Source organism: Zhongshania aquatica, assembly GCF_027257955.1.
GTDB lineage: Bacteria > Pseudomonadota > Gammaproteobacteria > Pseudomonadales > Spongiibacteraceae > Spongiibacter > Spongiibacter aquatica.
Genome location: NZ_JANZNQ010000011.1, coordinates 84502 through 98051, shown reverse-complemented (window position 1 = coordinate 98051; position 13550 = coordinate 84502). Strand labels below are relative to the sequence as shown.

At 48.3% G+C, this 13550-nt stretch carries 14 protein-coding genes and 1 tRNA gene; 8 read left to right on the top strand and 7 right to left on the bottom strand.

Translation table 11 applies throughout. The features are described from left to right. The first annotated feature begins 165 nt into the window (after positions 1 to 165). Positions 166 to 375 (top strand): cold-shock protein, encoded by a 210-nt coding sequence (locus tag O9X78_RS12685; protein WP_269620069.1) that lies wholly within the window; start codon positions 166 to 168, stop codon positions 373 to 375. A gap of 58 nt (positions 376 to 433) precedes the next feature. Here the strand turns inward: O9X78_RS12685 and O9X78_RS12680 are convergent, their stop codons facing one another. Continuing rightward, complete coding sequence (locus O9X78_RS12680) at positions 434 to 3052, bottom strand: PAS domain-containing hybrid sensor histidine kinase/response regulator (protein ID WP_269620068.1); 2619 nt, start codon at positions 3050 to 3052, stop codon at positions 434 to 436. Positions 3053 to 3503: 451 nt separating this feature from the next. On the opposite strand from O9X78_RS12680, the gene O9X78_RS12675 reads away from it, so the two are divergent. After that, on the top strand, positions 3504 to 3737 hold the full coding sequence (locus tag O9X78_RS12675; protein ID WP_269620108.1) for a cold-shock protein: 234 nt from the start codon (positions 3504 to 3506) through the stop codon (positions 3735 to 3737). A gap of 94 nt (positions 3738 to 3831) precedes the next feature. Here O9X78_RS12675 and O9X78_RS12670 read toward each other — a convergent pair whose 3' ends face one another. After that, positions 3832 to 4050 (bottom strand): SlyX family protein, encoded by a 219-nt coding sequence (locus O9X78_RS12670; RefSeq protein WP_269620067.1) that lies wholly within the window; start codon positions 4048 to 4050, stop codon positions 3832 to 3834. 87 nt (positions 4051 to 4137) lie between these two features. On the opposite strand from O9X78_RS12670, the gene O9X78_RS12665 reads away from it, so the two are divergent. Together O9X78_RS12665 and O9X78_RS12660 are read left to right on the top strand one after the other, a co-directional pair. Continuing rightward, positions 4138 to 4485 carry an SUI1 family translation initiation factor gene (locus O9X78_RS12665; RefSeq protein WP_269620066.1) on the top strand — a complete coding sequence of 116 codons (348 nt, stop codon included), beginning with the start codon at positions 4138 to 4140 and terminating at the stop codon, positions 4483 to 4485. Positions 4486 to 4621: 136 nt separating this feature from the next. After that, on the top strand, positions 4622 to 5023 hold the full coding sequence (locus O9X78_RS12660; protein WP_269620065.1) for a VOC family protein: 402 nt from the start codon (positions 4622 to 4624) through the stop codon (positions 5021 to 5023). Positions 5024 to 5039: 16 nt separating this feature from the next. On the opposite strand, the gene O9X78_RS12655 is transcribed toward O9X78_RS12660, so the two are convergent. After that, the gene (locus tag O9X78_RS12655; RefSeq protein WP_269620064.1) at positions 5040 to 6398 is read right to left on the bottom strand and encodes a sigma-54 interaction domain-containing protein; all 1359 of its coding nucleotides are present in this window, start codon (positions 6396 to 6398) and stop codon (positions 5040 to 5042) included. Positions 6399 to 6616: 218 nt separating this feature from the next. On the opposite strand from O9X78_RS12655, the gene gpt reads away from it, so the two are divergent. The 3 genes from gpt (at position 6617) to O9X78_RS12640 (ending at position 8354) form a co-directional block, all read left to right on the top strand. Beyond that, the gene (gpt, locus tag O9X78_RS12650; RefSeq protein ID WP_269620063.1) at positions 6617 to 7081 is read left to right on the top strand and encodes a xanthine phosphoribosyltransferase; all 465 of its coding nucleotides are present in this window, start codon (positions 6617 to 6619) and stop codon (positions 7079 to 7081) included. A 95-nt stretch (positions 7082 to 7176) separates the two neighbouring features. Next, positions 7177 to 7253, top strand: a tRNA-Arg gene (locus tag O9X78_RS12645). An 81-nt stretch (positions 7254 to 7334) separates the two neighbouring features. After that, positions 7335 to 8354, top strand: a complete 1020-nt coding sequence (locus tag O9X78_RS12640) for an AraC family transcriptional regulator (RefSeq protein ID WP_269620062.1) — start codon at positions 7335 to 7337, stop codon at positions 8352 to 8354. Between the two features lie 68 nt (positions 8355 to 8422). Here O9X78_RS12640 and O9X78_RS12635 read toward each other — a convergent pair whose 3' ends face one another. Both O9X78_RS12635 and O9X78_RS12630 read right to left on the bottom strand, forming a co-directional pair. Continuing rightward, complete coding sequence (locus O9X78_RS12635) at positions 8423 to 9952, bottom strand: acetyl-CoA acetyltransferase (RefSeq protein WP_269620061.1); 1530 nt, start codon at positions 9950 to 9952, stop codon at positions 8423 to 8425. Between the two features lie 275 nt (positions 9953 to 10227). Continuing rightward, positions 10228 to 10584, bottom strand: a complete 357-nt coding sequence (locus O9X78_RS12630) for a hypothetical protein (RefSeq protein WP_269620060.1) — start codon at positions 10582 to 10584, stop codon at positions 10228 to 10230. 154 nt (positions 10585 to 10738) lie between these two features. On the opposite strand from O9X78_RS12630, the gene O9X78_RS12625 reads away from it, so the two are divergent. Beyond that, on the top strand, positions 10739 to 11665 hold the full coding sequence (locus O9X78_RS12625) for a LysR family transcriptional regulator (protein ID WP_269620059.1): 927 nt from the start codon (positions 10739 to 10741) through the stop codon (positions 11663 to 11665). Between the two features lie 50 nt (positions 11666 to 11715). Here O9X78_RS12625 and O9X78_RS12620 read toward each other — a convergent pair whose 3' ends face one another. Both O9X78_RS12620 and O9X78_RS12615 read right to left on the bottom strand, forming a co-directional pair. Next, the gene (locus tag O9X78_RS12620; RefSeq protein ID WP_269620058.1) at positions 11716 to 12495 is read right to left on the bottom strand and encodes an SDR family NAD(P)-dependent oxidoreductase; all 780 of its coding nucleotides are present in this window, start codon (positions 12493 to 12495) and stop codon (positions 11716 to 11718) included. Between the two features lie 18 nt (positions 12496 to 12513). After that, positions 12514 to 13542 carry a phosphotransferase gene (locus tag O9X78_RS12615; RefSeq protein ID WP_269620057.1) on the bottom strand — a complete coding sequence of 343 codons (1029 nt, stop codon included), beginning with the start codon at positions 13540 to 13542 and terminating at the stop codon, positions 12514 to 12516. Positions 13543 to 13550: the final 8 nt, after the last annotated feature.

Here is a 13550-nt window from a genome sequence, read left to right as displayed (position 1 = left end):
TATTCACAGCGCCCGCGCTTAGCAGTATTCACTGCCCATGCGTCAATCCTCTCTCTAAATCTAAACTATATAATGCGATTATTTTTCTAGGACACGCCAGTGTCCGAAGTAAATCGCTTACCCCTTTTTTACCCGATCTGTTTAACAACTCAATGAGGAAGAGCAATGAGCGACCGAGTCTCCGGTACGGTTAAGTGGTTCAACAATGCCAAAGGCTTTGGGTTTATTACTCACAGCGAAGGCAGTGATGTGTTTGTTCATTTCCGTTCAATACGCGGCGAGGGATACCGCACGCTAGACGAAGGACAAACCGTTGAATTTACTATGATAGATGGCCCCAAGGGGCTGCAAGCAGAAGATGTGACTAAAGTCTAAAGCCAGCCAAGGAGCTATAAAACCCGCTCAGCATATTGCAGCAAGCGGATATTAATTTTTATAGCTTTTCATAGGTAAACCGCGACTTATATTCCACCGCTCTAGCAAGGGCAGATGGTAGTAAGGGGTCACGATATACTTTGGTATGATCAATCGTCGTTGCTCGGGTCGACCTATTAGTGATGGAAATCACTTCTATCTCGTGATTTTCGCAATAGTCGACCAAATCACCATCTTCACCCGCACAGACAATAAGTACCAATTTATCGGCACCATGAGCGGATACCTGTTCATCCAATTCTTGGCTGGACTTAATCCACGTAAGCTGCTGCCCAACGAGTGCTAGGGCGGATTGCACCGACTCTTTTAGTAGCGGATCACTCACCCTAGCCAGCACAGTTACCCCGTCGGCTAGTGGAATACGCTTTACGGTGTCATCGACAGTAAACGGAATCGAAAAAATAAAACGACTACCCCGATCTCGCTCCTCGTCTAGCGCTATGTCACCGCCCATAATTCGCAACAGCCGCGTAGTAATTGCCAAGCCTAAGCCTGTCCCACCAAACCGGCGAGCACGACTATTTTCCTCTAGCATAAAGGGCTTAAACAGTTGCTTACGCATTTCCCTCGAGACACCGATGCCATTATCGATAACCTCAAATTCCACTCGTTGACGGGGTCCCGCCGACCGCGTTGAAACACCGAGACGCAGTTGAACAAGCCCTTGGCCAGCAACTGAATTGGTAAACTTCATGGCATTATCTAGCAAATTAACCAAAATTTTGCGCAACCGCGTCGCGTCGGCGGTAACCATGACAGGTACGTCGGGATCCACATGCAAAATAAAGTGAAGTTTATTTTTATACGCTCGGTCAGCAAATTCATCTGCCACGCCTTCAACAAACTCAACAAGCTGTATGCTCTGAGTATCTAATTCAACATCGCCAGATTCGAGGGCAGAATAGTCTAGGATATTATCTAGCGTCCCCAGCAAACTCATAGAGGATCGTCGCACGGTATCGACCATCATCCCCTGTTCCCGGTCTATTTTGGTCTTGCTTAACAAATCAGCCATGCCAATAATACCGTTCATTGGCGTGCGGATTTCATGGCCCATAACCGCCAAGAACGTGGCCTTAGTGCGATTCGCCGCCTCGGCCTGCAGCAGAGCGGTTTCTAACTGTTGCGTCCGCAAACGGACTCGATCTTCCAGATTCCTGTTTAGACGTCGCACCTCCCGCTCCGCTTCCTTGAAATGGGTAACGTCAGAGTGCATACCGACAATACGAATAACCTTGCCGGTATTATCTCGTTGCGCGCAGGCACGTGTCACCGCATCACACATGCTCCCGTCTCGCCGACGTAAGCGATGCTCGTCTCTAAATAATATCTGGTCGCTCTTTATAAATGTCTGTATCGACGCCCTAAGACGCGCGCGGTCATCTGGGTGAATACTGTCTTCAAACACCACACGACTATCCAGAGGCTGCCCTCCTCTAATCCCCATCATCTTCAACCACGCTGGGCTGAAAAACACCGAATTCGAAATCATGTCCCAATCCCAGAGACCATCTCGGGATGCCATCATTGCCATTTCAAAGCGCTTTTGAGAATGCTGATACTGCTGATACAAATGGCGGCGCTCGGTAACATCTGCGAAACAGACAACTAATATGCCGCCCTCTGTCGTATCGAAATCGCCAAAATGGACCTCTACAGGTATTTCAACACCATCGGCGTTCATTACCAGTAATTCACGCCCTTTAACTTGCTGTCCACGAGCATCGCCCAATGATTCAATATAGTTCTTACTAAATAATTGATACTGCTGTCGAAATCGCTTCGGCAACAACGAAGACATATCCATGTCGGACAATTGATTACGGGAATACATTAAAAAATTAGCCGCCGACTGGCTAGCGGAAACTATTTTCCCCGAATGATCAGTTAACAGTACAACACCCGGCAAGGCATCAATGAACCGATTGAAATACGTTCGGGTCTTGAGGATATCCTTGTGTTCTCTCGCAAATTTTTTCGCCAAATAAGCACCAAATATCAGCGGGATTAAACACAGGAGAAGTATCGCAAAGACCAACTCATTCTGTTTGCGCCATAGCTGACGCTGTTCAAGCGCCACATTGGCAAACTCGACAGAGAAATCACGCTGAAAAACCCGCAGCGCATGTATGCTATTAACCACAGACTGACTATCTGCATTAGGGTTTAATGGCACAGAAACAGCAACTAGGCTGTCGGCCGAATTCGCCTGATAAGATAAGTAATAACCAAGAAGGCGGACCAAGTCTTGCACAACACTTTGAGGAAATGACTGGAATTCATCACCAAGTAGTAATTCGCGCGCAGCGGTTAGCCGAGTCCGAATGGCGTCAACTCGGAAAGCATCATTAACAAAATTGGTCGCAGCAAACTCTTGGATAACGTCACCCTGAGCCAGAATCTCATCTAACTTGAGCAACGCTGTCTCCCTAGCTTGAAACTGCGCCATTGCTGCTAATGAAAGAGAATCAGCATTCTCTTTCTTAAATAGGAAAACAGCCTCGGAGATTAATAATACAAATATCAAGCCACCTAGCAATACAATGGCAACATCAAGTAGAGCTCGATGTCTTTTAACACTGAGATTACTTTCCGCGGTCTCCACCCAGTCACGCATCAATATCCCCTTATCCATCAGGCGTGCGAATAGTCAACCTCGACTTTCAACGAACCGCTATAGTGCTTTTTAGCTCGCCAGCAAGATATTCGTATTTTCCCCTAGCATCCTCTCTTCGCGCTTTAAATGCCCTGTTTTTCTATTGGAATATCGCGGTAATGCGGCGCTATCGTGGCAAACCCCAGTCGCCGCGACGTTATCGTGTACCAGTGCTATAATACGGCGCGGGCAAAACATCAGCCCCGTTAACTAAATGCAATTTTTTTCCACTTTCAGCTATTTTTGGATCTTTATGTTACTGATAATTAGAATTATATTTTTGGCCATCTTAAGCTTTTTAAGTATCGCAGCACTTCAATTTACAGGTGTTGAAGCAGCTAACCCACTGTCTGCTGCCATTATCACGGTTGCAATATTACTTGGAATGTTACTGTCGCCAAACCTTCCGGCAATGGCTGACAAGTTCAAAAGTCAGCGGGAACGCGGCACGGTTAAATGGTTTAACGTGAGCAAAGGCTACGGTTTTATTACCCGTGACGCCGGTGGCGATGTTTTTGTCCACTTTCGTTCCATTCGCGGCCAGGGGCGCGGACGCCGCAGCTTAAACGAGGGACAAGCTGTGGAGTTTGTGCTTACCGAAGGTGAGAAAGGCCCGCAGGCCGAAGAAGTGTCTATCGTTAAGTAAATCTGCAGTATCTGCGCTATGACATGGCCACAGCGGCAAATGTCATAGCGCCTCTATAAAGTGCCGGGCTCTCACATTAGGCCCAACGTTATTTTCAATAATGCGGAGGGCGCTCCATATCCATCAATTGCGCATCCTCACCTGTACTATTCTTTTGTTTCATTTCCTCGTGCAGTAGCTCTAGAGTCCGTCTTAAATTACGAATCTCAAGATCTTGTGCAACAACCCGGTCATTCAACGCCGTCAGCATATCCTCCTGAAACGCCAATTGGGTTTGAACATCAACAAGTTGGGCAGACATCTCATCGGCCATTAAAGGCTCCCTTAAAAACTCAGTCACAGATCGCCCATAGACGGGCGAAGCTATTATAATCGTCACAGCATGAAATAGGAGAAAATCGTGTCCAGACTTGTTTATTCAACCGACCTTGGCCGCCGCTGCCCAGATTGCGGACAAGCCAGCACCGACTGCGTATGTAAGCAAGCCGATGCCTGCGCCCCCAGCGGTGACGGTATTGTTCGTATTCGGCGGGAAACAAAGGGCCGCAAAGGCAAAGGGGTGAGTATTGTTAGCGGCGTACCGCTTTCCGCCAATGAATTAAAAACACTTGGCAAAGAGCTGCGCCAAAAACTCAGCACTGGCGGTGCAGTGAAAGGCCACGAGATGGAATTTCAAGGTGATCAGCGACAGGCACTCAAAACGCTTCTGGAGAACATGGGATTCACGGTTAAATTAGCGGGCGGTTAACACTCAATCGGTTTAATAGTTTAGTCCTTGCCGCGCTGTTGAGTCATCGCGGGATAGCAAGCTTAGTGCCGAACGCCATATTCAATTAATATTCCGCAGGCACGCCCACAACAATAACAAACCAAAGGACTAGCTTATGCATCCACCGCTACTCAGCGACAGTGTCGAAATTGGTATTGTCACCACCAATATGAGCGACATGCGCGCATTTTATGGCGAATTATTGGGCCTCAAATACGAATCAGAATTGGCGTTCCCCGGTGGTCATATGCATCGCTATCATCTGGGCGGCGCCATTATAAAACTGGTAAGCTACGATACAGCCCCCGCCAATGAGGTCATTCCGGGCGGAGGCCATAGTGCCAGGGGCTACCGTTATATTTCGATGGGTGTAAATGGCTTATCGGCATGGTTTAAAGAGCTAAAAGCCAACGGCGTAGACATTCCCGTCGACGTTACTGCCTTTGCAGATGGCATTGGGTTTGGCTTTATAGCTGACCCTGACGGCAACTGGATCGAGGTCTTTGGTATACTTTAATGTAATACGCGTAAGCCTAGCTTTGAATATCAAGCTTGCGCATTTTCTCAATCAGGGTTGTTCTTCTTAGCCCTAAATGCGTCGCTGCTTTACTGACGACACCACCATGCAAACGTAACGCTTCGCCAATCCATTCTCGTTCCACTGATTGAAGATAGCCCTTCATATCAACACCCTCTGTGGGCAAGGTGGGCAGGCCTCCGTGCTCAACCCTATTAGCGCTGTCTGGCTGAGATGGTGGCTGCCATACATCATCACCATAACGGTAGTTTTCTGGTAAATCGGCGACGCCAACCACAACGTCAGGAAACATAATCGCCAAGCGCTCAAGTAAATTCGCCAATTCACGAATATTACCCGGCCATCCGTGAGCACACAGTGAGGTCAACGCCGAGTCGGCCAAACGCAAGCGCCCCAAACCTTCGGACTCTAGTTGCTTTGTCAGCACGCGGATTAAATGGGGGATGTCTTCCCGTCTCTCTGCTAAAGCGGGTACCTGCAGCGGAAATACATTTATTCGGTAGTATAGATCTTCACGGAATTGCCCTTTTTCAATCATCGCCTCAAGATTTCTGTGGGTCGCGGCGATAATCCTGACATCGGTGGTACGCGTTTTATCAGACCCCACTCGCTCAAACTGACGCTCCTGTATAACCCGCAGAATTTTCACCTGCATCTCAAGGGGCATATCCCCGATTTCGTCTAAAAATAATGTACCGCCCTCGGCTAATTCAAAGCGCCCTGCTCTACTTGAGATGGCGCCCGTAAACGCGCCGCGTTCGTGACCGAAGAGTTCACTTTCTAGCAGTTCCCGTGGAATAGCGCCGCAATTAATGGGAACAAAGGGCGCGTCACGCCGAGGGGATAAGTCATGCAAGGCGCGGGCAACAACCTCTTTACCTGCGCCGGATGGTCCGGTAATTAACACTGTCACCGCCTTATCCGCCACTTGCACAGACAGACGTCGAAGCTCTGCTACCGCTGAGCTCATGCCAACTAAGCGATCATGCTTGCCAAGCTGCACCGGTGTCCCGCGCCCCAAATGCAAACGGTATAAGACCTCTAAAACATCTTGGTAGTAGAGCTCTGCGCCTAAAACCAATCCATCAAGGTCTTTGGTCGCTGAAGATAACGACGGCTGTATGTCGACCACAGGCACAGGCACAGGCACCGAGTTCAACCATCGTTGCTGATCCGCGGTTAATCCGCTACTGAATATGGCATCCACTTCGTTTGGATTAAGGTCTTTGAGATCACTTAGTACATCATATTCACCCAAGGACATTAACAAGTTTTGTAATCGAAGGCTGACGTCGCTAGGGGCCAAAATAAGAAAGCGAGGATTACCGGAGGGAGAGCCAAGCTTATCAGTCATTTAATCACTGCCTTAAATTCAATATTTTGTCATTTTGTTGACTATACCAGCAAAAACACAGAAACCAGCCTGAACCCACAAAATAAGTCAAAAAATTGACAGCAGTAACGAATTATATTGCCGCCATGAAAACGTTGCTGCGATATCTAAAACCTTGCGATGGACGCAGCCATACGGCACAATCTGCCACCTTTTCCAGACTCAGAAAGGGCATCAACATGTCAGACAGCGATACCCCCGTTTACTATTTATCATGGGATGAGCTGCATCGTGACACCCGGGATTTAGCCCGCAAGCTCACAGCACAACCCTGGAAAGGTATTATCAGTATCGCTCGCGGCGGTTTGGTTCCGGGCGCCATCTTGGCAAGGGAACTAAATTTACGCGTCGTTGATACCCTTTGTATCGCCAGCTACGACCACGACCAACAGGGAAAAATCAGCATTTTAAAAACGGTAGAAGGTGATGGCGATGGCTACCTCTTGGTTGATGACTTGGTCGATACCGGCGGTACAGCAAAGATCGCCAAAGAATTACTACCTAAAGCCTGCTTTGTAACAATCTATGCCAAACCACAGGCTATGGCACTTGCCGAGCACTACGTGCGCGAATTTCCGCAAAATACTTGGATTCATTTCCCTTGGGATATAGAACCCACGTATAGCCAACCTTTAGTAAAATAAAAAGCACAACGAACATCGCGAGACGCCTTTTTGATTCAAAACAGTATTACCTATAGAATCCGTCTCGCTTTAAGCAGACCACTCTGCTCAAACATGTCCCCGTGGCACAGCTGGATAGCGCGGCCCCCTCCTAAGGGGCAGGTCACAGGTTCGAATCCTGTCGGGGACACCATTTTAAACGCTATAATTCACGCGAATCAGACTAGCTCCTCGCCTGCCTTTTGAAAGACAGCGTTACCAGAGGCTCCGTAGCATGAGCAGCATTTCATCAATGCGCAACATTTCCGTCGGCAACTACTTCATCCATGCCGTATTGAAGAATGTCGAAAAAAATGGTCTCGATTCCGAGGTTTTATTAAAGGCCGCAGGAATTTCCTCCGAGCTGCTAAAGGAAAGTAATGCCCGTGTGCCGGCGGTAAACCTTGGTCGCCTACAGACGATAGTCGCGCGGGAAATGAAGGACGAATTTCTTGGTTACGGCTCCTCCCGCTATGTGCTCGGAACATGGACAAACATGTGCCACTCCGTTATTCACTGCGCCACCCTCGGCCATGTCATGGCAAGATATTGTCGCTTTTACCAAATGTTCGAATGGGGCCTGCAGCCTCGCTTAGAAATCAACGGTGACGAGGCAAAAATAATTATTGAACACGATAATACCCAGCACCCTATTGGTGAGTACGGTTTCGAGTTGGTCATGTTTAACCTCCACCGCTTCTGCAGCTGGATGGTAAGACAGCACCTACCCCTTATTGCCGTCAATCTTGAGTACCCCGCACCGACTCACGCCCAAGAATATCGTCATTTATTTTTAGGCCAAGCGGTATTCTTCAATAAACCGCGCACTGAAATTATATTTCACCGCAGCCTAACCGAATTACCCGTCGAACAAACTCCGCAATCGCTAGACCGATTTTTGCAACATCCAAACTTGGTCTTGCTAATCCAACAGTACAAAGAAAAGAGTTGGACAGCTCAGGTCAGGATGATTGTTAACAAGCGCCTAATCGACACACCGGGCATTGAAGAAATAGCGGAGCAATTGCATTTACACCCGCAAACTTTGCGCAGAAGGCTGGCGCAGGAAGGCACCACCTTTAATGATGTAAAAACGCAGTGCCGCTACGACACTGCGCTTTACTATCTTGGCCGTTCTAAACTCTCTGTAGAAAGTATCGCGCAGCGCACTGGCTTTTCAGAATCCAGCGCCTTTACCCGTGCTTTTAAGGGCTGGACAGGGATGACGCCCCAGCACTACCGACGACGAATGTAATTAGCGCTAAGGCAAAAGTTAGCTACCAAAAATTCGGCTAGACAATCTTTAGCTAATCATAATTTAGGTTAGACAAAGCGCACTGTATTTTTGCCGTCCCTGTGACTGACCTCTATTTGTCGACCGATTACCTCGCTATCTCCCTGTAAAATGGCAATTGCCGCCTCATCATCTGGCGCTGTATTAGACAGAAAACGTCGGCCATCCTCCAATCGGCCAATCACAATCCCTAAATCAGGTTTGCCGCGCTTATAGGTGAGCGTGAAGGTTTCGACTATGCCCCGGCCGTTAGCTTGTTCCGCCAACTCCGCTATCGGCAAACTATCGAACTGTGCTTGCAAAGCCGGATCAGCATTGTGACAGGGTATATGTGGAGCCTGAGCAGAATATAAGCCCACTGACTGCTTAGACAAAAAGCCGCCATTCGCGGTGATCAATCCAAACGCCGATGGCGACTGGCGCAGACTATCGGTTAAACTCGCTATCGCGTGGGTGCTATAGCTATTTCCCGCGCCACCGAAAAAGGGCAAACCGCCGGTCACAGTTAGCGGTGCTTTGGTATGCCAGTCTAATCCCATTGCTTCGCAAGCGGCTAACACTGCAATTGGGAAACAGCTATAAATATCCATAACGTCAATGTCAGCAATCGTTTTTCCCGCCGCATTAAGTACGCCATTCAAAGTCAACTTCATGGACTCAGACACCGCCAAATCAGGTCGTGCGGAAACAAAGCGATCATCAACATCTGCATAGCTATGTAAATAGATCCATTGCGACTCGGGAATTCCGAGCTCAACCGCTTTATCAACCGAACACATTAACAGCGCGGCGCCCTGATTGACTGCGTCCTGCGCCACCATCCACTTTGTATGGGGATGGGCGACCCAGTAATTCTCGTCAGACACGGTATTTAAAAATTCAGCACTGCGGGCTACTGGAAATTGCGAGTAAGGATTATTCGCTGCGACGTTCGAGAAAGCAGAAAACAGCTCAGACGCCAATTGCCGATGTTCCTTAACACTCAAACCATGTCGTGCTCGCCAGGCATTCTCGAACAGGGGGTAGACCTGAGTCGGAAAGGTTATACCGTGGGCCACTTCATGCTCGGTAAACAGCCAATGGCAGCCTCGATCATCTAAATCACCGTCAACCGTTTCACTCCAGTCCACGGTTAAGCCCGCACGGCCGACTTGTTTCATGATTCCGGTAGCTTCTGCGCCGGCAATCATGCCTAGCGACATTTCACCCGCGGCAATTTTCTCTGCGAATTCATTAACGAAACGCTGGGGAGATTGCCCGCCTTCTCGACCATAAATGGCGTGGCGTGGATTCGCGCCAATGCGCTTAGCCAAAGAGCGCGGAACATTATTGCTGGCACCAAAAGGCCCCGCACCACCTGGAATAGAATCAATAAAACCACGAATAAATGCGATGGTATCGATCTGCGAAACCACGTCTTTTTCAGCATTCGCAGCAGCAATCGCTACAGAGGCCGCCTTTGCAGCAATATCAACCGGTGACATCGCGGTCTCTGCGGTCACCTCGCCTCGGAATACATATTGTCCTGACGCTACTAAAATGGGCGTTGTATTGGCCACAAGATTTCCTCATTAGTCATTATTGGTGTTCAGTGTAGCGGTATAGCGCAGGAATTGAATTGACAGCTCACACATTACTTACCGGAAACTCAGTCAACCGGTAAAGAAACAAGGATTTTGATTCGCTTAATCCAATGTAACAAAATGCCTAATTGCTTACAGTTAAGTCAAAAAAGGGACTCCTTCAAAATAGAGCCCCCGCCTCTTCACCGCTACTAACATCCACGTATTATCAAACAATAATTATGAGTGACTGTCAGGCATGACTCCAAATACTATGGCGCCATATTGTTGTTGCGGGCGCCAACAAGTTGAACATTTCCCAGCCCATCCTCCCGCTCAACAGAGACCACCTGCCACGCTCTGCCATCCACATTGCAAAAAACCTTAAAAGAGTCACCATTGAGGGGTAAAACCTGCATCAATAGACGCGGACTTACCTGGCTGCCTGACGCGGCCTTAAACTTTATACGCACAGGTTCGCTCTCGCTTCCATATTTCGCGCTAAGCTCAGCCTTACACATTTCAGACACGCGGCTAAGATGCGATCCGGCGTAGGCGTGCTGCCCCAAACCTAAAGACAAAACCAAAAGTAGCAATGCAGATTTCACTGTAATTTGACGATGTTTCATATCCTTCCCCTTCACCTTAGATGTCATTAACTGCGTTCGTTGATGAGTTGCTCAAACACAGGAGGCAGTTTAAGATCTACATTGATGCACAGGAATATCAAAAAAGCACATTGATTGTGCAAAATTAGACAATCTAAATAAAGGGTTTGCCGGCATGGAAAACATCAACTGGGACGATATTCGTTATTGCCTTGCGGTCATTACAGAAGGTTCTGTAACCGCAGCCGCAAGAAAGCTTGATGTGAATCATGCCACAGTATCCCGCCGGATTAGCGGATTAGAAGCCGTGCTAGGCGCCCCTCTTTTTGACCGTTCAACCAGCGGCTGGTTAATCACTCCCGTGGGCGAGGCCGTGCTTATCTCCGCAGAGCGAATACACGAACAGGTACTTGGCATTCAACGCACGGTGCAGGTCGACCGTCAGGAGTTAAGTGGCAAACTAAGAATCACCGCGCTGGACGTCTGTATTCAACGTATATTAATGCCCGGCCTTAAAGCCTTCTCAGATCGTTATCCAGACATTAGCATTGAACTAATCGCCTCAGAAAGCACATTTAACCTAGCGGGCCACGAGGCTGACATTGCATTTCGCACCACTAACGAGCCACCACCAAACGTGTTAGGCACAAAAATAGCAAAATTTGCCTACGCTATTTACGGCAATAAAGAACTCTATGATCGCTACTTAAACGGTGACCACGGAATTAGCGGTATTACATGGATGGGAGACGGCCACACCCTGCCGCCGTGGCTTCAAAAAACCTTCCCCAATATGCAGGTGCGCTACCGGGTAAACTCTTTAACTATCGCCTACGACCTTGTAGTTCAAGGATTCGGCTTTTCCCTTCTTCCCTGTGGCTTAGGCGATTCAGACCCAAGCTTAACCCGAATAGACAGCGATTATATTGAGCCGGGCATGGACTTTTGGCTGCTGTCTCACATCGACCTGCGCACCACAGCAAGAATCCGAATATTCCGAGACTTTATGCTAGAGGCCATCCAACCCTATATCCCACTTATCGAGGGACGAATGAGTAATGAAGACGCGCTTATACTGAGAAAAAAGATGGGATTAATGTAAAACCCACGGCGGCACGCCGCGGGTGAGAAGACGGAGGTCAATACCGTCTCTTATAAAGACTGAACCAAATGACCACCATCTACTGGCAAGGCAATACCGCTAATAAAGGAGCCCGCATTACTCGCTAACATGAGCAATGGCATCGTTAATTCATCCATTTGACCTAATCGACGCGGTGGTATTTTTTTAAGGTATTGCACCCCTTTTTCTGACTTGAAAAAGTCGGCATTAATTTCAGTCTCAAAATAGCCGGGGCACAATGCATTGACCCGGATATTATGACGCCACAGCTCTTGAGCGCTATTTTTGGTCAACTGAATAACCCCGGCCTTGGCCGTTGCGTACAACGTATTATTCGCACTTGGATGTAAGCCGAGAATTGATGAAATATTGACAATGCTGCCAGCCACGCCAGCCTGAATCATCCGCGCCGAGGCTTCCCGAGACACTCGCCACACTGCCTTCAAATTGGTGTCAACGGTGAAGTCCCAGTTTTCCTCTGTGCTGTCTATAAAGCGGCTGGGATCGGCGACACCGGCATTGTTCACCACAATAGAGATGACACCTTCCGACGCTTGCACCGTATCAAACGCCGCAACAACTGAGTCACTATTGTTCACATCCATTTCAACGGCGATTGCCTTTCCACCCGTCGCGGCAATATTCGCCACCAAACTTTCAAGCCTATCAATGCGCCTTGCCGCCGCCACCACAGTTGCCCCAGCCTGCGATAATACCTTTGCAAAATGGGCACCTAAACCGCTGGATGCACCAGTCACTAGAGCAACCTGTCCCGATAGATCCAGGGTCTTTAACATTGCATCATTCATAAACCAAACACCCTTCCCTTACTCGCCTTTCTCAATAAGGGCCAAGCCCAACTCTGCCAATGGGGCAGCGAGCGCACCATAATCCAATGCTTTCTGACTAGAGGCATTACCATACAAGGCGCGCTTGTAAACACCCTGTAAAATCGCACTTAAACGGAAGAACGCAAATGCCAAATAGAAAACCCAGTTATCAATACCGGAAATACCGCGACGCTCACAATACTGTTTCACGTAGGCTTTTTCTGAGGGAATACCCAGCGCCTCACGATCAATATCACCCAAACCGGGAATCGCCGAATCTTCGGGAATACGAAGCTGCATGCACTGATAAGCTAGATCCGCATAGGGATGTCCCAAGGTGGATAGTTCCCAATCCAACAACGCTAAAACATCGCTACTGTCATGGGAAAACATCATATTATCGAGACGAAAATCCCCGTGATTGATACACACCAAGCCATCATCAGGCGGTAAATTGTCATTCAACCACACCATCATTTTTTCCATCGCTGGAATAGTTTCGGTTTCGCTAGCGCGGTACTGTGTTGTCCAACGACTAATCTGACGCTCAAAATAATTACCGGGTTTACCGTAATCACTTAAACCGACTTTCTCTACATCAACATTGTGCAGATCCGCTAACACTTTGTTCATGGCGTCATAAATAGCGCTGCGTTCAGCCGGGGTTTGTTCAGGTAAGGCGGCATTCCAAAAAATGCGACCATCGAGAAAATCCATCACATAAAACATGGACCCAATAATACTATCGTCGTCACACAGCACCCGCATTTTAGGTACAGGAACATCAGTATTTTCTAGGGCCTTCATCACCCTGAACTCACGATCTACCGCATGCGCCGACTTTAGTAACTCACCTGGCGGCTTACGTCGCAGCACATACTTGCCACTAGCCGCCGCAAGTAAATAAGTAGGATTAGACTGACCACCTGCGAATTTTTCTGCGCTCAAAGGCCCTTTAAATCCGTCGATATGCTTTTCGAGATACGCCGTTAACGCGGCGATATCTAGCTCAAATACATCTGCCATAACCCGTC